The organism is Burkholderia sp. Nafp2/4-1b (assembly GCF_003635165.1).
Classification (GTDB): Bacteria; Pseudomonadota; Gammaproteobacteria; order Burkholderiales; family Burkholderiaceae; genus Burkholderia.
The window spans coordinates 57,724-79,405 of sequence record NZ_ML058618.1; the positions used below are offsets into that span (position 1 = coordinate 57,724).

Annotated in this window: 20 protein-coding genes; 4 read left to right on the top strand and 16 right to left on the bottom strand. The window is 69.4% G+C overall.

From position 1 onward, the window contains the following. Nucleotides 1-8 precede the first annotated feature (8 nt). From C7H84_RS26480 to C7H84_RS26560, 16 genes are all read right to left on the bottom strand, one after another. Complete coding sequence (locus tag C7H84_RS26480) at nucleotides 9-626, bottom strand: DUF924 family protein (RefSeq protein WP_121861549.1); 618 nt, start codon at nucleotides 624-626, stop codon at nucleotides 9-11. Beyond that, nucleotides 623-1,354 (bottom strand): alanyl-tRNA editing protein, encoded by a 732-nt coding sequence (locus tag C7H84_RS26485; RefSeq protein ID WP_121861550.1) that lies wholly within the window; start codon nucleotides 1,352-1,354, stop codon nucleotides 623-625. The genes C7H84_RS26480 and C7H84_RS26485 overlap by 4 nt, the downstream gene beginning before the upstream one ends. A gap of 99 nt (nucleotides 1,355-1,453) precedes the next feature. Beyond that, the gene (locus tag C7H84_RS26495; RefSeq protein ID WP_121861552.1) at nucleotides 1,454-1,864 is read right to left on the bottom strand and encodes a group II truncated hemoglobin; all 411 of its coding nucleotides are present in this window, start codon (nucleotides 1,862-1,864) and stop codon (nucleotides 1,454-1,456) included. Nucleotides 1,865-1,906: 42 nt separating this feature from the next. Beyond that, on the bottom strand, nucleotides 1,907-4,411 hold the full coding sequence (locus tag C7H84_RS26500; RefSeq protein WP_240462101.1) for an FtsX-like permease family protein: 2,505 nt from the start codon (nucleotides 4,409-4,411) through the stop codon (nucleotides 1,907-1,909). Between the two features lie 107 nt (nucleotides 4,412-4,518). After that, on the bottom strand, nucleotides 4,519-5,136 hold the full coding sequence (locus C7H84_RS26505; RefSeq protein ID WP_057929256.1) for a DUF4126 domain-containing protein: 618 nt from the start codon (nucleotides 5,134-5,136) through the stop codon (nucleotides 4,519-4,521). Nucleotides 5,137-5,375: 239 nt separating this feature from the next. After that, nucleotides 5,376-5,696: a quaternary ammonium compound efflux SMR transporter SugE gene (gene sugE / locus C7H84_RS26510; protein ID WP_121861554.1), complete on the bottom strand. Its 321-nt coding sequence runs from the start codon at nucleotides 5,694-5,696 to the stop codon at nucleotides 5,376-5,378. A 172-nt stretch (nucleotides 5,697-5,868) separates the two neighbouring features. Then, complete coding sequence (locus C7H84_RS26515; RefSeq protein WP_121861581.1) at nucleotides 5,869-6,153, bottom strand: DUF333 domain-containing protein; 285 nt, start codon at nucleotides 6,151-6,153, stop codon at nucleotides 5,869-5,871. A gap of 168 nt (nucleotides 6,154-6,321) precedes the next feature. Continuing rightward, nucleotides 6,322-7,020: a two-component system response regulator KdpE gene (kdpE, locus tag C7H84_RS26520; protein WP_121861555.1), complete on the bottom strand. Its 699-nt coding sequence runs from the start codon at nucleotides 7,018-7,020 to the stop codon at nucleotides 6,322-6,324. After that, nucleotides 7,013-9,856, bottom strand: a complete 2,844-nt coding sequence (locus C7H84_RS26525) for a sensor histidine kinase KdpD (RefSeq protein WP_121861556.1) — start codon at nucleotides 9,854-9,856, stop codon at nucleotides 7,013-7,015. The genes kdpE and C7H84_RS26525 overlap by 8 nt, the downstream gene beginning before the upstream one ends. 163 nt (nucleotides 9,857-10,019) lie before the next feature. Beyond that, nucleotides 10,020-10,601, bottom strand: a complete 582-nt coding sequence (gene kdpC / locus C7H84_RS26530; RefSeq protein ID WP_121861557.1) for a potassium-transporting ATPase subunit KdpC — start codon at nucleotides 10,599-10,601, stop codon at nucleotides 10,020-10,022. A gap of 28 nt (nucleotides 10,602-10,629) precedes the next feature. Then, entirely contained in the window at nucleotides 10,630-12,714 is a 2,085-nt protein-coding gene (kdpB, locus tag C7H84_RS26535) for a potassium-transporting ATPase subunit KdpB (protein WP_121861558.1), read from the bottom strand. Nucleotides 12,715-12,768: 54 nt separating this feature from the next. Beyond that, a complete protein-coding gene (gene kdpA, locus C7H84_RS26540; protein ID WP_121861559.1) occupies nucleotides 12,769-14,574 on the bottom strand; it encodes a potassium-transporting ATPase subunit KdpA in 1,806 nt (601 codons plus the stop codon). Continuing rightward, nucleotides 14,571-14,663 (bottom strand): K(+)-transporting ATPase subunit F, encoded by a 93-nt coding sequence (gene kdpF, locus C7H84_RS26545; RefSeq protein WP_121861560.1) that lies wholly within the window; start codon nucleotides 14,661-14,663, stop codon nucleotides 14,571-14,573. Before kdpF ends, kdpA begins: the two co-directional genes overlap by 4 nt. A gap of 337 nt (nucleotides 14,664-15,000) precedes the next feature. Next, complete coding sequence (locus C7H84_RS26550) at nucleotides 15,001-15,975, bottom strand: quinone oxidoreductase (protein WP_121861561.1); 975 nt, start codon at nucleotides 15,973-15,975, stop codon at nucleotides 15,001-15,003. A 147-nt stretch (nucleotides 15,976-16,122) separates the two neighbouring features. Continuing rightward, complete coding sequence (locus C7H84_RS26555) at nucleotides 16,123-16,515, bottom strand: methylglyoxal synthase (RefSeq protein WP_048249296.1); 393 nt, start codon at nucleotides 16,513-16,515, stop codon at nucleotides 16,123-16,125. Nucleotides 16,516-16,578: 63 nt separating this feature from the next. After that, on the bottom strand, nucleotides 16,579-17,358 hold the full coding sequence (locus tag C7H84_RS26560; protein ID WP_121861562.1) for an SDR family oxidoreductase: 780 nt from the start codon (nucleotides 17,356-17,358) through the stop codon (nucleotides 16,579-16,581). 259 nt (nucleotides 17,359-17,617) lie between these two features. Between C7H84_RS26560 and upp the strand changes: the two genes are divergently transcribed. From upp to hemF, 4 genes are all read left to right on the top strand, one after another. Further along, a complete protein-coding gene (gene upp / locus C7H84_RS26565; protein ID WP_006481871.1) occupies nucleotides 17,618-18,268 on the top strand; it encodes a uracil phosphoribosyltransferase in 651 nt (216 codons plus the stop codon). Nucleotides 18,269-18,497: 229 nt separating this feature from the next. After that, complete coding sequence (locus tag C7H84_RS26570) at nucleotides 18,498-19,226, top strand: YebC/PmpR family DNA-binding transcriptional regulator (protein WP_121861563.1); 729 nt, start codon at nucleotides 18,498-18,500, stop codon at nucleotides 19,224-19,226. Between the two features lie 105 nt (nucleotides 19,227-19,331). Next, on the top strand, nucleotides 19,332-20,612 hold the full coding sequence (gene purD / locus C7H84_RS26575) for a phosphoribosylamine--glycine ligase (protein ID WP_121861564.1): 1,281 nt from the start codon (nucleotides 19,332-19,334) through the stop codon (nucleotides 20,610-20,612). Between the two features lie 130 nt (nucleotides 20,613-20,742). Then, a complete protein-coding gene (hemF, locus tag C7H84_RS26580; protein WP_121861565.1) occupies nucleotides 20,743-21,663 on the top strand; it encodes an oxygen-dependent coproporphyrinogen oxidase in 921 nt (306 codons plus the stop codon). Nucleotides 21,664-21,682 lie beyond the last annotated feature (19 nt).

The following is a 21,682-nucleotide window of genomic DNA, read 5'->3' on the forward strand; positions in this document are numbered from 1 at the left end:
CCTTCCCCTCAAAACGACGAACCGGGTTGCCGCAGGAATGCGGTTTCCTCGTCGGTCGACGCCCGGCCGAGAATCGCATTCCGGTGCGGGAAACGGCCGAAGCGCTCGACCACGGCCGCGTGGCGCAATGCGAAAGCGTGATAGCTCTCGCACCCGGCTTCGCCGCGAATGCCCGCGCACAACCGCACCGCCTCGCGCTGGCTCTCGTGCGACTCGTCATGCTCGAACGGCAGGTACGCGAACGCGCGGTGATGGCCGCTCGGCAGTTGTGCGTCCCACCCGGCCGCCACGACGCGTCGTGCGAGCGCCAGCGCCTTCGGGTCGGCGGCAAACGCGCGCGGCGTGCCGCGATGAATGTTGCGCGAGAACTGGTCGAGGACCACGATCAGCGCGAGCGCGCCGAGCGGCGTGTCGGCCCAGCGATCGCACGCACCTTCGCACGCAGCGTCGAGCAACGCGCCATAGCGCGTGCGCAGCACGTCGTCGAACGCCGCGCCGCCGTTGAACCATACCTTGCGCCTGTGCCCGAACTCGGCCGAATCCGGCGCGCCGAACCAGAAATCCAGAATCTCGCGCGCTTGCGGATCGAGCGCGGCAGCGCTGTCCGTCAGGTTGTCGACCGTCATGCAAACTCCAGTACGAGGCGCCGTGTCCGCGCGCTCTTCTTTTCAAGTTTGGCGACCCGCAGGTCGCCGATTTCCGACGTGTTGCGCACGTGCGTACCGCCGCACGGCTGCAGATCGACGCCGTGGATACGCAGCAGCCGGACGCGGCCCAGCCCCATCGGCGGCTTCACGCTCATCGTGCGCACGAGGTCGGGCCGCTCGGCCATTTCCGCGTCGGTGATCCATTCGGTCGTGACCGCATGCGCGCCGCGCACCAGCCGCGCGAGACGATGTTCGACGTCGACGCGGTCGATCGCGTCCGACGTCGCGAAATCGAGCCGCACATAGTCGGCCGTCACGCTGCAGCCGTCGACCGGGTACGGCAGCACCGCGCACATCAGGTGCGCGGCCGTATGCAACCGCATGTGCCGGTAGCGGCGCAGCCAGTCGATGTCCGCGACCACGCGCGCGCCGGGCGCGAGCGCCGCAAGCTGCGCCTCCTGGCCCGCCGCGGGCACGTGCACGGCGTCATCCGGCGTTGCCCCGTCGAATTTGGCCTTGCGCGTGTCGGCGATCGTGATGGTGCTGCCGTCGCGCAGCGTCAGCGTGCCGGTGTCGCCCGCCTGCCCGCCGCCGAGCGGATAGAACACCGTGCGATCGAGGCGGATGCCGTCATCGCCGACGGCCGCGACGACGGCGTCGCATTGCGTCAGGTATGCATCTTCGCGAAACAGGGCCTGGGTCATCATCGAGCCTCATATCGATGGGGAAACGGTCAGTGTCGCGCCGCACCGGACAGGCGCCCAGACGCAGATCGTCGGGCACCCGGACAGCAGCGTACCGGTCGCTCAACCGGGCCGGTTACGCATCCAGTCGGCCGTGTCGTAAAACGAATGCATGAGCCGCTCGCGCAGCGGCTCGGGCAACCCGATGTCGTCCATCGCCCACGCCATGCAGCGCAGCCACTGGTCGCGCTCGACCGATGCGATCGGGAACGGCAGGTGCCGCGCGCGCAGCCGCGGATGGCCGAACCGGCCGATGTAGTGGTCGGGGCCGCCGAGCCAGCCGCACAGGAACCAGAACAGCTTGTCGCGCGAGCCGTCGAGCGACGCCGGGTGCAGCGCGCGAATCTCCGCGAACTCGGGCTCGAGGTCCATCAGGTCGTAAAAGCGGTCCACCATGTCGCGCACGCGGGCTTCGCCGCCCACGAGCTCGAACGCCGTCGGCTGTGACGGCGCTTCATCATTCACATCGGTCATACGGATAGTCGAAAACGGGATAGTCGGGGCCGCCGGCGACGCTCATGCGTCGCGCAGCGACTGCAGCGCCGGGCGCCGCAATACATTATGCAGGCTCAGCCAGCCGGCCGTACCCGCGCACGCGACGCCGGCCGCAATGCCGGCCGGCACGAGCCACGGATCGACGGCGAGCTGGAAGTCGAACACGCGCGACGCGAGCACCCAGCCGACCGCGATCGCGCCCGCCGACGCCAGCGCCCCGGCCAGCACGCCGACGACGACGAACTCCGCCCGCTGCACCGCATTGACCTGCGCACGCGACGCGCCGAGCGCGCGCAGCAGCGCGGCCTCGCGCACGCGTTCGTCGCGCGAGCCGGCGAGCGCGGTGTACAGCACGAGCAAGCCGGCCGCGAGCGTGAACGCGAACAGGAACTGCACCGCGCCGACCACCTGCAGCATCATCCGCTGCAATTGCGCGAGGATCGGCGCGACGTCGATCGCGGTCAGGTTCGGGTAGCGTGCGATCAGCGGATCGAGCAGCGCCGCCTGCTCGGCCGGCAGGTGGAAGCTCGTCAGGTAGACGGCCGGGAAATCCTTCAGCACGGGCGGCGGCATCAGCACGAAGAAGTTGACGCGGAACGAGCCCCAGTCGAGCTTGCGCACGCTGGTGATCGGCGCGTCGACCGTCAGGCCCGTCACGTCGAAGCGCAGCGTATCGCCCGGCTTCACGTTCAGCGTCTTTGCAAGCCCGGCCTCGATCGAGATCTGCGCCCTGGCCGAATTGCCGAACCAGTCGCCGGCGACGATCCGGTTGTCGGACGGTAGTTCGGTCGTATACGACAGGTTGAATTCGCGGTCGACGAGCCGGCGCGCCTCTTCGGACGGATACGCATCGGGATTCACCGGCTTGCCGTTGATCGCGACGAGCCGGCCGCGCACCATCGGCGCCGGCAGTGCGTCGCGCACGCCGTGCGCGGCGAGCCACGCCGCGACGTCGTCGCGCTGGTCGGGCTGGATGTCGATCAGGAACTGGTTCGGCGCATCGGGCGGCGTCGACTGCCGCCAGCCGGCGACCAGGTCGTTGCGCGTGATCGCGATCAGCAGCAGGCACATCAGGCCCAAGGCGAGCGCGGTGATCTGCAGCGCGCTGGCCGTGCCGCGCCGGTGCAGCGACGCGAGCGCGTAGCGCCAGCCGATGCCCGCGGCCACCCGCGCGTTGCGCACCGCACGCGCCGCCGCGTACAGCACGAGCCGCGCGATCAGCGCGAAGCCGACCAGCGCGCCTGCGAACCCGCCCGCGACGATCAGCCCGAGCTTCAGGTTGCCCGCCGCGACGATCAGCAGCCCGGCGAACAGCACGACACCGATCGCGTACGCGGCCCACGCGGTGCGCGACGCGTCGCCCCAGTCGCGCCGAAGCACGCGCACCGGCGGCACGCGGGTGAGCGGCACGAGCGGCGGCAGCGCGAAGCCGAGCAGCAGCACGAGCGCGGCGCCGATCCCGACGAGCGCGGGCCACGGCGTGGGCGGCGGCAGCACGACGTCGATCAGGCCGCCGAGCGCCGCGAGCAACGCCCAGTGGCCGCCATAACCGAGCACGGCGCCCGCGATGCCCGACACGATGCCGATGCCGGCGAATTCGAGCGCGAACAGCGCGCCGAGCGTGCGGCGGCTCACGCCGAGACAGCGCATCGTCGCGCAGCCGTCGAGGTGGCGACGCATGTAGCGCTGCGCGGCCATCGCGATCGCGACTGCCGCGAGCAGCGCGGTCAGGAGCGCGACGAGCGTCAGGAAATGGCGCGCGCGATCGAGCGTCTGGCGCACCTGCGGCTGGCCTTCCTGCAGCGACTCCAGCCCGACGCCGCGCAGCTTGCCGCCGTCGACGCGATCGTGCGCATAGGCCTCGAAGCGAGCGACGGCCGGCGTGTCGCCGGCCACGAGCAGCCGGTACGTGACGCGGCTGCCGTAGCCGGTGAGCCGCGTCGCGGCGAGCTCGTCCGCGCGCATCATCAGCCGCGGCGAGAAATTGACGAACGAGAAGCCGCGATCGAGTTCGCGGGAGATCGACGCGGCGACGGTGAACGTACGCAGTCCGACGCGCACGGTGTCCCCCGCCTTCAGATGCAGTGCATCGAGCAGCACCGGATCGGCCCATACGGTGCCGGGTGCGGGAATGGCGGTCGCCTTGTGCGCGACGGTGGCACCGGCCGGCACGATCTCGACCGCGCCGCGCAGCGGATACGCGGACGACACGGCCTTCACGGCCGCGAGGCGCGCGGGTGCCGCGCCGGTCCCCTGCCCGCCGGCGGCCGCCGCGACCATGCTCGGGAAGATCGCGGTGGTGGCGGTGCGCAGCCCGAGTGCGCGCGCCTCGCGATCGAACGACGGATCGACCGGACGGTCGGCTCGCACGACGAAATCGGCGCCGAGCATCTGGCGCGCGTCGCGCTCGAGGCCCTGGCGCAACCGGTCGGCGAGAAAACCGACGCTCGTCAGCGCGGCGACCGCGAGCACCAATGCGAGCACGAGGAGGGTCAGTTCACCGGCACGCCAGTCGCGTGCGGTCATCCGCGCAGCCTGGCGGATCAGGTCGTGCCAGCCGAAGCGGCCGGCATGCGCGGACCGCGCGGCCCGCGACGGGCTGGCGTGCTGCCGCTCGACGGGTGACGGCGCCTTCAATCGCGCTTGCCCCCAATCGAGTTGAGACGCGTCACCATGTGGTTCGCCATCCCGCGGAAGCCGCCCGACACGCCGCGCCACAGGCGCGGCAGCGCCCAGGCCGACGCCGCGATGAAGGCGGCGAGCAGCACGAGGAACGCGAGCGGGACGAAGAACGCGAGGGCGAGGCCGCCGAACACGAGACCGTCCTCGGTGGACGATGCGACCCAGTTCGAGATCGGTTCGGGCGACAGGTTGATCAGCGCGCGTGTGCCGGCCTTCGCGATGTGCGCGGCACCGGCGAGCGAACCGCCGGCCAGCCCGGCGACCGCGAGCACGGTCGGGTCCGCATGGCCGAGCGCACCGGCGGCGAGCACCGCGCCGGCCGGAATGCGGATGAAGGTGTGCACGGCGTCCCACAATGAGTCGAACGCGGGAATCTTGTCGGCAAGGAATTCGGTGACGGCGAGCACGGCGGCAGCGCCGATGACCCACGGGGACGTAAGGACGGCAAGCGTATCGGGCAGATGGAGCCAGCCGACCCGCGCGAGCACGCCGGCGATCAGCACCGTCAGGTAAAGGCGCAGCCCGCTCGCCCACGCGAGCCCCGCGCCGAGCGAAATGGCTTCGATCATGGCCCTCTCCTTGCACTTTCCGTGCGATTTGCCGATAGATCGGATCGAGTCGGTATGACCGGCCGCGCGGCGCGTGGCGACCAGGGCCGATGGCCGCGGACGGCGCACCGGCATTCAGGCCCGAATACGTTCCATTATAGACAGGCTGGCAGGAGGGCCGGCGCAATTCCGCAGTGCGTCAGACGGGTACGGGTACGGGCGCGGGTGCCGGCGCCGGGCCGGCGCCCGGCGAGCCGCCGTCAGGCAGCCGACGACAGCTTCAGGCCGATCAGCCCGAGCACGATCAGCGACGCGCTCGCGACGCGGGCGACGGTCAGCGCCTCGCCCATCATCACGATTCCGAACACGAACGCGCCGACCGCGCCGATGCCCGTCCACACCGCGTACGCCGTGCCGAGCGGCAACTGGCGCATCGCGACCGCGAGCAGCCCGAAGCTGGCAAGCGCCGTCACGATCGTGAACACCGAAGGCCCGAGTTTCGTGAAACCCTCGGACGATTTCATGCCGGCCGCCCAGGCCACTTCCAGCAAACCGGCGATCAGCAACCATACCCACGCCATCTCGACGTACTCCGTCTCGGATGGGGCCGTCCCCGTTGAAGCGAATGACCCGCGGTCGTCCGCGGGCGGCGCCGAGTATAACAAGATGCTTCCGGGCCGGCCCGATCAGGCGGCCTGCGGCGAACCGCAAATAGGGCGTGACCACGGCCGGGCCGCGCTGCACTCGCCGCGCTCAGTTCGACACGCGCTTGGCGCCGCCCCCACCGACGCAGCGGTCGTCGCGATAGAGCGCCCATTCATCGCAGACGCGACCGTCCTTGAACACGCACATGCCGACCTGGCCGCTCGGCAGGTTGCGGATCACGTGGCGGCCGCCGAGCTTCTCGCAATTGACCGACGCGGGATTGGCGAGCGCCGCTTGCGGCGCCGCGGGTTGCTGCCCGGGCGGCAGCGGCTGCGCGAACGCGCCGGACGCAGCAAGCGCCAGCGCAGCGATGACGACCAGACGGACGGACATTGCACGCTCCTCGGTTTCGTTCGCGGAACGGTCAGCATAGCGGGGAATCCACGGCCGGTGTGCGCGGCCGGCGCCGGCGGCCGCACTGTCGCGCCGACGCAACTTCACCGATGCGCGGCCTTGCATTCCGGCCACATCGCGCGACATGCGGCGCACGGCCGCACCCTGTCACGCCGCGCCGACGAGCCGGTAGCCGACGCCCGTTTCGGTGACGATATGCTCGGGCTGCGCGGGATCGCGCTCGAGCTTCTGGCGCAGATGCGCCATGTAGATGCGCAGATAGTGATGACTCTCGACGTGCGACGGCCCCCACACGTCGCGCAGCAACTGGCGATGCGTGAGCACGCGCCCCGCGTGCCGCACGAGCGTCGCGAGCAGCCGGTATTCGAGCGGCGTCAGGTGCACGATCTCGCCGTCGCGCCACACCTGGCGCAGCGCGAGATCGACGGTCACGCTGCCGAAGCTCACCTTCGGCGATTCGTTCGCGCCGGCCTGGTTGCGCCGGCGCAGTTGCGCGCGCATCCGCGCGCGCAGCTCGGACACGCCGAACGGCTTGGTCAGGTAGTCGTCGGCACCCGCGTCGAGCGCCGCGACCTTCTCCTCTTCCTGCGTGCGCGCGGACAGCACGATCACCGGCACCTCCGACCAGCCGCGCAGCTCGCGGATCACGTCGAGGCCGTCGGTATCGGGCAGCCCGAGGTCGACGATCACGAGATCGGGCTGGCGGGTCGCCGCGTCGATCAGCCCCTGCTTGCCCGTCTCCGCCTCGAACACCGCGATGCCCTCCTCTTCGAGCGCGGCGCGCACGAAGCGGCGGATCTGTTTTTCGTCCTCGATCAGGACGACGGTCAGGCTCGGTTCACTCATGGTCTGGCAAGGGCTCGGAGGGGGGCGATGCGCCGGGCGCACCGGTTTCGTCGAGGTCGTCGGGTGCGGCCGGCACGGCCGGCGGCGTGTCGACCGGCAGCGTGAACCAGAAGCGTGCGCCCGTCACGCGGCCGTCGGGGCCGGTACGGTTGTGCGCGCCGATTCTACCGCCGTGCGCGTCGACGATCGCGCGGCAGATCGCGAGACCGAGCCCGATGCCCGGCGTCGCCGACTCCTTCTCGCCGCGCGTGAACTTGTCGAAGATGCGTGCTTCCATCCCGGCCGGCAGGCCCGGGCCGTGATCGTCGACGTGCACGCGGACGAACGGCTGGCCGTCGTCGGTCACGCGCTCGGCGCCGATGTCGAGCGGCGCGTCGGCCGGCGTGTACTTCGCCGCGTTCTCGAACAGGTTGGTAAAGAGCCGCTCCATCAGCACCGCGTCCATCTGCAGCAGCGGCAGGTCGGCCGGCAGCGACACGCGCACGGGATGGTGCGCGAGCACGCGCTTGCACGCGGCGAGCGCGGCGCCGACGGTTTCCTCGAGCAGCGACCACTGGCGCTTGAGCTGCAGGCTGCCGGCCTGCAGCCGCGCCATGTCGAGCAGGTTCGTGACGATGCCGGTCATCCGCAGCGCCTCGTCGTGGATCGCATCGACGAGCTCGCCTTCGCGCTGCGCGGAGCGTTCGGCCGCCGCGGTCTGCGGGTCGGCCGAACGCGCATTCGCGAGCATCGACGAGAAGCCGACGATCGTCGTGAGCGGCGTGCGCAGGTCGTGCGAGATCGCCGACAGCAGCGAGTTGCGCAGCCGCTCGGACTCCATGTTGACGAGCGCATCGCGCGCGATCTCGACGTAGTGCACGCGTTCGAGCGCGAGCGCGATCTGCGCGGCGAACGCGTCGAGCATCCGCAACTGCTCGGGCACCTCGAATTCGCGCGGGTCGCGCGCCGCGACCGCCAGCACGCCGCGCGTGCGCATCGGCGCCTTCAGCGGCAGGTACAGCGCGGCAGTGGCCGGCAGCGTGTCGGTGCCGCGGCCGGCCGGCTTCTGCTGGTCGTACACCCACTGGCCGACGTCGGTGTCGAGCGCCGCGCCGGTCAGCGTCACGACCGCGTCGGGCTCCTCGATCTTCTGCCGCACCTGGTCCGCGCTGTCGGGCAGCAGGAACGCGACGCGCGCGCGGAACACCTCGCCCACGTGGCGGCTGCCGATCTCGACGATCTGCTCGGTCGTCAGCGCCGCGCCCAGCTCGCGCGCCATCGCGTAGATCGCGCCGGTGCGGCGCTCGCGCCGCTGCGCGATGCTCGCCTGGCGCGTGAGCGTCGACGTCAGGTGGCTGATCACGAGCGACGTGAGCAGCATGCCGAAGAACGTCAGCAGGTACTGCGTGTCGCTGACCGAGAACGACATGCGCGGCGGCACGAAGAAGAAGTCGAACGCGGCGACCGACAGGAACGACTGCAGCACGCCCGGGCCGCGGCCGAGCCGCACGGCCGAGAACACGACGCCGAGCAGGTACAACATCACCAGGTTCGTCAGGTCGAGCCGCGCGGACATGACGTTCGCGACGCCGGTGATCGCCGCGCAGATCGCGGCGGCGTACAGGTAGTGACGCGGCGGCGAGCGCCGCGTGCCGAATTGCGCGAGCGCATCGCGCCAGTCGCGCGCGCGCGCGTCGAGCGGCGTGGCGCGCACTTCGTCGCTCGCCGACGCGCGGATCAGCATCAGGTCGACGTCGCCCGCGCGTTCGGCGAGCCGTTCGCCGAACGGCCGCGCGAAGCGGCGTGCCAGGCCGACCTTCGCCGAGCCGCCCGCGACGATCTTCGACACGTTGCGCACCTTCGCATAGCCGATCAGCGCGGCGAGCGCATCGTCGCCGGCAAGCGTGGCCGTCTCCGCACCGAGCTCGGCAGCGAGCTTCAGCGCATCGAGCGTGCGCTGCCGCCGCGCGTCGGGCAGCCGCTGCAGCCGCGGCGTTTCGACGTACACGGCGATCCAGTCGGCCTTCACGCTCGCGGCGAGCCGCGCGGCCGCACGCACGAGCGTCGGCGCCTCGGGCCCGGGCCCGACGCACACGAGCAGCCGCTCGCGCGCCTGCCAGATGCGCTGGATCGAACGGTCGGCGCGGTACTCGCGCATCTGCGCGTCGACGCGATCGGCCGTGCGCCGCAGCGCCAGTTCGCGCAGCGCGATCAGGTTGCCCTTGCGGAAGAAGTTGCGCACCGCGCGCTCGGCCTGCTGCGCGAGATACACCTTGCCGTCGCGCATCCGCGCGAGCAGCTCCTCGGGCGGCAGGTCGACCAGCGTGACTTCGTCGGCCGCGTCGAACACGCGGTCGGGCACGGTTTCCCACACACGGATGCCGGTAATCGCGCCGACCACGTCGTTCAGGCTTTCGAGATGCTGGACGTTGACCGTCGTGTACACGTCGATGCCCGCGTCGAGCAGTTCGTAGACGTCCTGCCAGCGCTTCAGATGCCGCGCGCCCTGCACGTTCGAATGCGCGAGTTCGTCCACCAGGATCAGTTGCGGCGCGCGGGCGAGCGCGCCGTCGAGATCGAACTCGGACAGCGTGCGGCCGCGATACTCGATGCGGGCGAGCGGCAGCACGTCGAAGCCGTCGAGCAGCGCCGCGGTTTCGCCGCGGCCATGGGTCTCGACGATGCCGACGGCGACGTCGATGCCGTCCTGCAGCCGCTGGCGCGCGGCCTGCAGCATCGCATAGGTCTTGCCGACACCGGCGGACGCGCCAAAGAAGATCTTCAGCTGGCCGCGCCGCTGCCTTGCTTCGTCTCGTTGCAGCTTGTCGAGGAGTTGGTCGGGATCAGGGCGGTTCATGCGTGACGGAGGCGAAGCGCCGGATGGCGCGCGAGTACAGGCATTGTGGTTCCAAAGCGCCGCAAAAGGCAAAGACGGCGCATGCGCCGTCGGTGAAGTCGATCAAGCCGATCAAGTCGTGCCCGGTGCGCCACAAGCCGCGCCGGGCTGCCCCGCCCCGCGTTCAGTGCGCGGCCTGCGCCGCGTCGAGCGCGAGATTCAGCTTCAGCACGTTCACGCGCGGCTCGCCGAGCACACCGAACTGGCGGCCCGTCGTGTTCGCGGCGACGAGCAGCGCGACCGCGTCGGCCGTGAGCTGCCGCGCCTTCGCGACGCGCTCCACCTGGTACGCGGCGGCGGCCGGCGTGATCTCCGGATCGAGGCCGCTGGCGGACGCCGTCACGAGGTCGACCGGCACCGGCTTCGACAGGTCGGTTCCCGCGTCGCGCAGCGCGGCGATGCGCGCCTTCACCTGATCGGCGAGCGACGGGTTCAGCGGGCCGAGGTTCGAGCCGCCGGAGCCGGCCGCGTTGTACGGCATCGGCGACGTGGCCGACAGCCGGCCCCAGAAGTACTTCGGCGCATCGAACGACTGGCCGATCAGCGCGGAGCCGACCACCTTGCCGTTCTGCTCGATCAGGCTGCCGTTGGCCTGCGACGGAAACACGGCCTGCCCGAACACGGTCATCACGGCCGGGTAAGCGAGCCCCGTCACGGCGGTCAGCACGACGAAGATCACGACGAGCGGGCGAATCAACGATTTCATGATGGTTGTTCCTTTCTGGTACGGCGCATCAGGCCCAGCCGAGCGCGGCGAGCGTCATGTCGATCAGCTTGATGAACGGGAACGGCAGCAGCATGCCGCCGAGGCCGTACACCAGCAGGTTGCGGCGCAGCAGCGACGCCGCGCCGAGCGGCCGGTAGGTCACGCCCTTCAGCGCGAGCGGAATCAGCGCGACGATGATCAGCGCGTTGAAGATCACCGCGGACAGGATCGCGGAGGCCGGCGAGCTCAGGTGCATGATGTCGAGCACGCGCAGTTGCGGGTAGGTCGTCACGAACGCGGCCGGGATGATCGCGAAGTACTTCGCGATGTCGTTCGCGATCGAGAAGGTCGTCAGCGAGCCGCGCGTCATCAGCATCTGCTTGCCGATCTCCACGATCTCGATCAGCTTGGTCGGGTTCGAATCGAGGTCGACCATGTTGCCGGCTTCCTTCGCCGCCTGCGTGCCGGTGTTCATCGCCACCGCCACGTCGGCCTGCGCGAGCGCCGGCGCGTCGTTGGTGCCGTCGCCGGTCATCGCGACGAGCCGGCCGGCTGCCTGGTGCTCGCGGATGGTCGCGAGCTTGGCTTCCGGCGTCGCTTCCGCGAGGAAGTCGTCGACGCCCGCTTCCGCCGCGATCGCCGCGGCCGTCAGCCGGTTGTCGCCCGTCACCATCACGGTCTTGATGCCCATCTTGCGCAACTCGGCGAAGCGCTCCTTGATGCCGCCCTTCACGATGTCCTTCAGCTCGATCACGCCGAGCACGCGCGCGACGCCGCCCTGCAGGTCGGCCACGACGAGCGGCGTGCTGCCGCGGCGCGCGACGTCGTCGACCGCACGGCGCACTTCTTCCGGGAAGCGGCTGCCGTGCGTCTCGACATAGCGGCGAATCGCATCGGCGGCACCCTTGCGGATCTCGCGGGCCGGCAGATCCACGCCGCTCATCCGTGTCTGCGCGGAAAAGCCGATGAACGTCGCGTGCAGTTGCGCCATGTCGCGCTGGCGGATGTTGAAGCGTTCCTTGGCCAGCACCACGATGCTGCGGCCTTCCGGCGTTTCGTCCGCGAGCGACGACAGCTGTGCGGCGTCGGCGAGCGCTTCCTCGGTCACGCCCGGCGCGGGCACGAAAGTCGACGCCTGGCGGTTGCCGAGCGTGATCGTGCCGGTCTTGTCGAGCAGCAGCACGTCGACGTCGCCCGCCGCCTCCACCGCGCGGCCCGACGTCGCGATCACGTTCGCCTGCATCATGCGGCTCATGCCGGCCACGCCGATCGCCGACAGCAAGCCGCCGATCGTCGTCGGGATCAGGCACACCAGCAGCGCGACGAGCGCGGTGATCGTCACCACGTGGCCGGCCTTCATCGCGTCGACCGAGAACATCGAGAACGGCAGCAGCGTCGCGGTCGCGAGCAGCATCACGATCGTCAGCGCGACGAGCAGGATCGTCAGCGCGACCTCGTTCGGCGTCTTCTTGCGCTTCGCGCCTTCGACCATCGCGATCATCCGGTCGAGAAACGCCTCGCCGGGGTTCGCGGTGACCGTCACGACGATCCAGTCGGACAGCACGCGCGTGCCGCCCGTCACCGACGAGAAGTCGCCGCCCGATTCGCGGATCACCGGCGCGGATTCGCCGGTGATCGCCGATTCGTCGACCGAAGCGACGCCGTCGACGACTTCGCCGTCGGCCGGAATCACGTCGCCCGCCTCGACCAGCACGACGTCGCCTTTGCGCAGGTCGGACGCGGTGGTGATGCGGATCGGCGACTTCGGATGCGGCTCGTTGAGCTTCTTCGCCATCACGTCCTTCTTCGCGCTGCGCAGCGATGCGGCCTGCGCCTTCGAGCGCCCTTCGGCGAGCGCTTCCGCGAAGTTCGCGAACAGCACGGTGAACCACAGCCACAGCGCGATCGCGAGGATGAAGCCGGACGGCGCCTCGGCCTGACCGGCGAGCGCCGCGATCCACAAGATCGTGGTGAGGATGCTGCCGACGTACACGCAGAACATCACCGGGTTGCGAAACTGCGTGCGCGGCGTGAGTTTCTTGAACGAATCCACGATCGCCGGGCGCAGCAGCGCCGGATCGAACATGGACCGTGTTGCGGAATGTTGAGTCATTGCGATCTCTTCAATCTCTTCAGTCTTGTCAATGTGTCGCCATGCGGGCGCGCATCACGCGCCCAGCCACATCATCAGATGCTCGACGCCCGGGCCGAGCGCGAGCGCCGGCACGTAGGTCAGCGCGCCCACCAGCATCACGGTCCCGAGCAGCAGCACGACGAACAGCGGGCCGTGCGTCGGCAGCGTGCCGCTCGTCGCCGCGATGCGCTTCTTCGCGGCGAGCGAGCCTGCGATCGCCAGCACCGGCACGATCGTGCCGAAGCGGCCGAACCACATCGCGATCGCGGTCATCCAGTTGTAGAACGGCGTGCCGACCGTCAGGCCCGCGAACGCGCTGCCGTTGTTGTTCGCGGCCGAGCTGAACGCGTACAGGATTTCCGAGAAGCCGTGCGGGCCGGGGTTCGCGATGCCGGCCTTGCCCGCATCGGCGAGCACCGCGATCGACGTGCCAAGCAGCACCAGCAGCGGCGTGAGCAGCACGACGATCGACACCATCTTCATCTCGTACGACTCGATCTTCTTGCCGACGTATTCGGGCGTGCGGCCGATCATCAGGCCGGCGACGAACACCGCGAGCAACGCGAACACGAGCATCCCGTACAAGCCCGAGCCGACCCCGCCGAACACCACTTCGCCCAGCTGAATCAGCAGCATCGGCACGAGGCCGCCGAGCGGCGTCAGCGAATCGTGCATCGTGTCGACCGCGCCGCACGACGCGGCCGTCGTCGCGACCGTGAAGATGCCGGTCTGTGCGATCCCGAAGCGCGTCTCCTTGCCTTCCATGTTGCCGCCCGGCTGCAGCGCGCTCGCCGACTGGTCGACATGCAGCGCGGCGAGCGTCGGGTTGCCGCCCTGTTCGGCAGTGACCTCGACGCCGATCGCGACCACGAACGCGACCGTCATCGCCGCGAGCACCGCGATGCCCTGCCGGCGATCGCCGATCATGCGGCCGAACACCAGGCACAGCGTGGCCGGGATGATCAGGATCGCGAAGATCTGGAGGAAGTTCGCGAACGGCGTCGGGTTCTCGTACGGGTGGGCGGAGTTCGCGTTGAAGAAGCCGCCGCCGTTGGTGCCGAGCATCTTGATCGCTTCCTGCGATGCGACCGGCCCCATCGCGAGCGTCTGCTTCGTCAGCTGCGTCGGCACCGTCACCGGATTGCCCTTGGCGTCCTTCACCGGATTGCCCTGCGCGTCGAGCTTCGGCGCCGCATAGGTGCTCGTCTGCAGCACCGGCACGTCCGGGTAAGCCTTCATGTTCTGGATCACGCCCTGGCTCATCAGCAGCGCGGCGATCACGACCGCCATCGGCACGAGCACGTATAGCGTCACGCGCGTGAGGTCGACCCAGAAGTTGCCGATCGTCTGCGCGGTGTGGCGCGCGAAGCCGCGGATCAGCGCGATCACGACGACGATGCCGGTCGCCGCCGACAGGAAGTTCTGCACGGTCAGGCCGAGCATCTGCGTCAGGTAGCTGACGGTCTGCTCGGGCGTGTAGTCCTGCCAGTTGGTGTTGGTGACGAAGCTGACGGCCGTGTTGAATGCGCCGTCGGCCGTCATCGCGCCGAATTGCTGCGGGTTGCCGGGCAGAAGGCCCTGCAGGCGCAGCAGCCCGTACAGGAACAGCGCGCCGAGCGCGTTGAACGCGATCGTCGCGAGCGCGTATCGCTTCCAGCTCATCTCGGTGCCGGCATCGACGCCGGCGATGCGGTACAGCGCGCGCTCGAGCGGCCCGAACACGCGCACGACGCGCGAGCTGCCGTCCATCACGTTCGCCAGATAACGCGCGCACGGCACGGCCGCCGCGAGCAGCACGACGATGAACAGCAGCGTCTGCAACAGGTTGTTCGCGTTCATTCGATGTCCTCCGCGCGCAGCAGCGCAAAGACGAGATACGCGAACAGCAGGGCCGTCGCGGCACCCGCCAGCCAAAGCATCCAGGTCATGCGCGCCCCCCGCGGCCGTATTGCACGAGCTTCTCGCAACCGGCAAGCAAACCGAGGATCAGTGCGGTGAACAGCACCAGCGCGCCGATGAAAACCCCATCCATTTTTGTGTTCTCCGTCGTCGAAATCAGACAACTCGAACGTTATGGCAACGCGCGTAAAGGACGGGTCAAAGGTGATCGGGCGGGTATAAAAAACGCGTAAACGCGCGGCGGGGGGAGCCGCGAGTGGTGCGTCGGACGGGATACTTCGGGACGTCGGGCGGGACGGAACGGGCGGCACGCCGGTGCCGCCCGCCAGGATGCGCGCCGGCGTGATGCCGGCACGAAGGGATGCGTCAGGGCAAGAGGATCGTCGAGCCGGTCGTCTTGCGCGCTTCGAGATCGGCATGCGCGCGGCCGACTTCCGCGAGCGGATAGCGCTGGTTGATGCTCGTCTTCACCTTGCCCGACAGGATCACGTCGAACAGCTCGGCGGCCGCGGCTTCGAGATCGGCGCGCTTCGCGATGTACGAGAACAGCGTCGGGCGCGTGAAGAACAGCGAGCCGCGCGACGAGAACTCCTTCGAGTCGATCGCCGGCAGCGGGCCCGACGCACTGCCGAAGCTGATGAAGTAGCCGAGCGGCGCGAGGCAGTCGAGCGAGCCGATGTAGGTGTCCTTGCCGATCGAATCGTAGACGACCGGCACGCCCGCGCCGTTGGTGATTTCCTTCACGCGCTGCGTGAAGTTCTCGCGCGTATAGACGATCGGATGATCGCAGCCGTGCGCCTTCGCGAGCGCGGCCTTCTCGTCGGAGCCGACCGTGCCGATCACGGTCGCGCCGAGCGCCTTCGCCCACTGGCACACGAGCAGGCCGACACCGCCGGCCGCCGCGTGGATCAGGATCGTGTCGCCGGCCTTCACCGGGTACGTGCGGCGCAGCAGGTAATGTGCGGTGAGGCCCTGCAGCATCACCGATGCCGCGTCGTCGTAGCTGATCCCGTCGGGCAGCTTCACGAGCCGCTCGGCCGGCATCACGCGCTCCTGCGCATACGCACCGGGCGGCTGCCCGACGTACGCGACGCGGTCGCCGACCTTGAGCGCGCTCACGTCGCTGCCGACGGCCGTCACCTCGCCCGCTGCCTCCATCCCGAGGCCGCCGGGCAGCGGCTGCGGATACAGGCCCGTGCGGAAATACACGTCGATGTAATTGAGCCCGACCGCGTGCTGCCGGATGCGGACTTCGCCCGCCTTCGGCTCGCCGACCTCGACATCGACCCACTTCATCACGTCCGGGCCGCCCGGCTGGTCGTATCGGATTGCTTTCGGCATCGTTTCGCTCCTCGTTTCAGAATCGGTCAGGGGATAGTCGGGCCGCGGACCCGCGCGCCGCGACGCCCGATTCTCGCGCGTCGCCGCCGCCCGTGCATGGCCCTCTCGGCAGCAGGGGCAATCGGATGCAATCGGGCTGGCCGCCGATCAGCACACGTCCTGCATGTTCCGCGCCAGATCGTCGAGCAGCATCCGCGCGGTCGCGACGTTGGTCGCGACCGGCACGTCGTGCACGTCGCAGGCGCGCACCAGCGCGGTGATGTCCGGATCGTGCGGCTGCGCGGTCATCGGGTCGCGCAGGAACACGACGACGTCGACGCGGCCGTCGGCCAGTTCCGCCCCGATCTGCAGGTCGCCGCCGAGCGGCCCCGACAGCTTGCGCTCGACCTCGAGCCCATGCGCGGCGGCGATGCGGCCGCCCGTCGTGCCGGTCGCGACCAGCCGGCATTGCGCGAGCGTCGCGCGATACTGGCCCGCGAGCGCGACGATCTCGTCCTTCTTCGCGTCGTGCGCAATCAAGGCGATGCGGGGTTTGCTCATCTCCGTTTCCTTCGTCGTTCAGTGTTTGTCGTAATCGTGAATGGCGCGGCGCGCGTCAGCGCATCAGAACGTGCCCGGATACGCGCCGCCGTCGAGCAGCCAGTTCTGCCCGGTGATATAGCCGGCATGCACGCTGCACAGGAACGCGCACGCCGCACCGAATTCGGCCCGCGTGCCGAGGCGCCCGGCCGGAATCTCCTTCGCGCGCCGCGCGCGCATCTCGTCGACCGTCACGCCCTGCGCCTTGGCCGACGCCGCGAGCGTGGTCGCGATCCGGTCGGTGTCGAACAGCCCCGGCAGCAGGTTGTTGATCGTCACGCCCTGCCCCGCGACCTTGCGCGACAGCCCGGCGACGAAGCCGGTCAGCCCCGAGCGCGCGCCGTTCGACAGCGCGAGCACGTCGATCGGCGCCTTCACGGCCGAACTCGTGATGTTGACGATCCGGCCGAAGCCGCGGCCGATCATCCCGTCGACGGTCGCGCGGATCAGCTCGATCGGCGTCAGCATGTTCGATTCGAGCGCGCGGATCCAGTCGTCATGGGAGAAATCGCGGAAGTCGCCGGGCGGCGGGCCGCCGGCATTCGTCACGAGAATGTCCGGCTGCGGGCACGCGGCGAGCGCGGCCGCGCGGCCCTCGGGCGTCGTGATGTCGCAGGCGACCGCGGTGATCGACACGTTCGATGCGGCGCGGATCTCCTCCGCGGTTTCCTCCAGCGTGTCGCGCGTGCGCGCGACGATCACGAGGTTCACGCCCTCGGCGGCCAGTGCTTCCGCACAGCCGCGCCCGAGACCCTTGCTCGCCGCGCACACGAGCGCGGTCTTTCCTGCGATGCCGAGATCCATCGTCGATTCCTTTGTGGCGACGCGCGCCGGCGTGGCCGAGTCGCTGGCCGGATTGCTGGCCGAATCGCCGACCGTGTCGCCGGACGGGCGGACGGTCGCGCACGGCTGCGAATGAGCACCGACGGCGCGCGGATTGTCGTGAGACGTCGATAATATCCGGATCGCGCGGCGCGCCTTGGTAAAATTGCGGCCATAAGCGGCAGCCGGTATCGCGCCCGCCGTCGCCCCCGATCCCCTTTTGCCGCCAAGGCACCCCGTCATGAAACAGGACAGCCGTTTCCCGAATCTCTTCATCACCGATCACCCGCTGATCCAGCACAAGCTCACGCACATGCGCGACAAGGACACGTCCACGCGCACGTTCCGCGAGCTGCTGCGCGAGATCACGCTGCTGATGGGGTACGAGATCACCCGCAACCTGCCGATCACGACCAAGCGGGTCGAAACCCCGCTGGTGGCGGTCGACGCGCCGGTGATCGCGGGCAAGAAGCTCGCGATCGTGCCCGTGCTGCGCGCCGGCATCGGGATGTCGGACGGCCTGCTCGACCTGGTGCCGTCCGCGCGCGTCGGCCACATCGGCGTGTACCGCGCCGACGACCATCGCCCGGTCGAATACCTGGTGCGCCTGCCGGACCTGGAAGACCGCATCTTCATCCTGTGCGACCCGATGGTCGCGACCGGCTACTCGGCCGTGCACGCGGTCGACGTGCTCAAGCGCCGCAACGTGCCGGCCGCGAACATCATGTTCGTCGCGCTGGTGGCCGCGCCCGAAGGCGTGCAGGTGTTCCAGGACGCGCACCCGGACGTGAAGCTGTTCGTCGCGTCGCTCGACTCGCACCTGAACGAGCACGCGTACATCGTGCCGGGCCTCGGCGACGCCGGCGACCGCCTGTTCGGCACCAAGAACTGACCAAAGCGGGCCGGATGCACCGCCGGGCCGCGCGGCCCGGCATGCCGCGCCGGCCCGCCCGGCCGTTCGGCCATGCGCGGCGGCCCCGAAGCGGCGGTCGCCGCGTGATAAAATCACGTTCCACTCGACACGCGCGGCCCCGCGGCATCACGCCCGCCGACACGGCCGCCGATTCAACGACACATTGGCACAATCGCCCGCGCGAGCACGCCCGGGCACGGAGAAAGGTATGGCTGGTCATTCGAAATGGGCCAACATCAAGCATAAGAAGGCAGCGGCCGACGCGAAGCGCGGCAAGGTCTGGACTCGCCTGATCAAGGAAATCCAGGTCGCGGCCCGCCTCGGCGGCGGCGACGCGAGCTCGAACCCGCGCCTGCGTCTCGCGGTCGACAAGGCGGCCGACGCGAACATGCCGAAGGACAACGTCAAGCGCGCGATCGACCGCGGCGTCGGCGGCGCGGACGGCGCGAACTACGAAGAAATCCGTTACGAAGGCTACGGCATCAGCGGCGCGGCGATCATCGTCGACACGCTGACCGACAACCGCACCCGCACGGTCGCGGAAGTCCGCCACGCGTTCTCGAAGTTCGGCGGCAACATGGGCACCGACGGTTCGGTCGCGTTCATGTTCGATCACGTCGGCCAGTTCCTGTTCGCGCCGGGCACGTCGGAAGACGCGCTGATGGAAGCCGCGCTCGAAGCCGGCGCGGACGACGTCAGCACGAACGACGACGGCTCGATCGAAGTGCTGTGCGACTGGCAGGCGTTCTCGGCGGTGAAGGACGCGCTCGAGGCCGCGGGCTTCAAGGCCGAACTCGCCGAAGTGACGATGAAGCCGCAGAACGAAGTCGAATTCACCGGCGACGATGCGGCGAAGATGCAGAAGCTCCTGGACGCGCTCGAGAACCTCGACGACGTGCAGGAGGTGTATACGAACGCCGTCATCGTCGAGGAATGAGATGCCGGCCGCCGTACGCAGCGTTGCGACGGCGGCCCGCCCGATTTCGCGGCCGGCGCGCCTGAGCGTGCCGGCCGCCCTGTTTTCTAGTCTGCGGGGAATCCCATGAAACTACTCGTCGTCGGTTCCGGCGGCCGCGAACATGCGCTGGCGTGGAAGCTCGCGCAATCGCCGCGCGTCCAGATGGTCTACGTCGCGCCCGGCAATGGCGGCACGGCGCAGGACGAGCGTCTGAAGAACGTGAACATCACGTCGCTCGACGCACTGGCCGATTTCGCGGAAAGCGAAGGCGTCGCGTTCACGCTCGTCGGGCCGGAAGCGCCGCTCGCGGCCGGCATCGTCAACCTGTTCCGCGCGCGCGGCCTGAAGGTGTTCGGCCCGACCCGCGAAGCCGCGCAGCTCGAAAGCTCGAAGGATTTCGCGAAGGCGTTCATGAAGCGCCACGGCATCCCGACCGCCGACTACGAAACCTTCGCCGATGCGGCTGCCGCCCACGCGTATATCGACGCGAAGGGTGCGCCGATCGTCGTGAAGGCCGACGGCCTCGCGGCCGGCAAGGGCGTCGTCGTCGCGATGACGCTGGAAGAAGCGCACGCGGCGGTCGACATGATGCTGTCGGGCAACAAGCTCGGCGATGCCGGCGCGCGCGTCGTGATCGAGGAATTCCTCGACGGCGAGGAAGCGAGCTTCATCGTGATGGTCGACGGCAAGCACGCGCTGGCGCTGGCTTCCAGCCAGGACCACAAGCGCCTGCTCGACGCGGACCGCGGCCCGAACACGGGCGGCATGGGCGCCTATTCGCCAGCGCCGATCGTCACGCCGCAGATGCACGCTCGCGTGATGCGCGAAATCATCATGCCGACGGTGCGCGGGATGGAGAAGGACGGCATCCGTTTCACGGGCTTCCTGTATGCGGGCCTGATGATCGACAAGGAAGGCAATCCGCGCACGCTGGAGTTCAACTGCCGGATGGGCGACCCCGAGACGCAGCCGATCATGGCGCGCCTGAAGAGCGATTTCTCGAAGGTCGTCGAACAGGCGATCGCGGGCACGCTCGACACGGTCGAGCTCGATTGGGACCGTCGCACCGCGCTCGGCGTCGTACTGGCCGCGCACGGCTATCCGGACGCGCCGCGCAAGGGCGATCGCATCAACGGGATCCCGGCCGAGACCGAACAGGCCGTGACGTTCCATGCCGGCACGACGCTCGCCGAAGGTGACAAGCTCGTCACGTCGGGCGGCCGCGTGCTGTGCGTGGTCGGCCTCGCCGATTCGGTGCGCGAAGCGCAGCAGCATGCATACGACACGATCAACCAGATCAATTTCGAAGGCATGCAGTACCGCCGCGACATCGGCTTCCGCGCGCTGAACCGCAAGAGCGCCTGAGGCCCTGCTTGCTGCCCTGATCGCCGCCCTGCCCGCGCGGGCGGCGGCCTCCTCTGCCGGGGTTCGTTAGAATGCCCGGCAGATGCCTTTTTTACGGCCCCCGCTTCGCGCGGAGGCACCCAGTTCAGACATGACCGATTCGACCTACGACGTGGCACGCGTGCGCACGTACCTCCAGGGCCTGCAGACACGCATCGCCGACGCTCTCGGCGCGCTCGACGGCACGCCGCTCGCGACCGACGCGTGGCAGCGCGGGCCCGAAGAGCGCCTGCGCGGCGGCGGCTGCACGCGGATTCTCGAAGGCGGCCGCGTATTCGAGCGCGCGGGGATCGGTTTTTCCGACGTCGCGGGCGACGCGCTGCCGCCGTCGGCGAGCGCCGCGCGTCCGCAGTTGGCCGGCCGCGGCTTCGAGGCGCTCGGCGTGTCGCTCGTGCTGCACCCGCGCAATCCGTACTGCCCGACCGTGCACATGAACGTGCGGATGCTGATCGCGACGAAGCCAGGCGAAGCGCCGATCTTCTGGTTCGGCGGCGGGATGGATCTGACACCGGTTTATCCGTTCGAGGACGACGCGCGTCATTTCCACCAGACCTGCAAGGACGCGCTCGAGCCGTTCGGCGCCGAGCTCTATCCGCGTTTCAAGACGTGGTGCGACGAGTATTTCTTCCTGAAGCACCGCAACGAGACGCGCGGCATCGGCGGGATCTTCTTCGACGATTTCTCCGAACCCGGATTCGAACGCTCGTTTGAGATGATGCAAGGCGTCGGCGACGCGTTCCTGCATGCGTATCTGCCGATCGTCGAACGCCGCGTCGCGCTGCCGTACGGCGAGCGCGAACGCGACTTCCAGGCTTACCGGCGCGGCCGCTACGTCGAATTCAACCTGGTGTTCGACCGCGGCACGCTGTTCGGCCTGCAAAGCGGCGGCCGGACCGAATCGATCCTGATGTCGATGCCGCCGGTCGCGAACTGGCGCTACAACTGGCAGCCCGAGCCCGGCTCGCCGGAAGCGCGCCTCGCCGATTTCCTCGTGCCGCGCGACTGGGTCTGAACCCGCCGCGCCGCCTCAA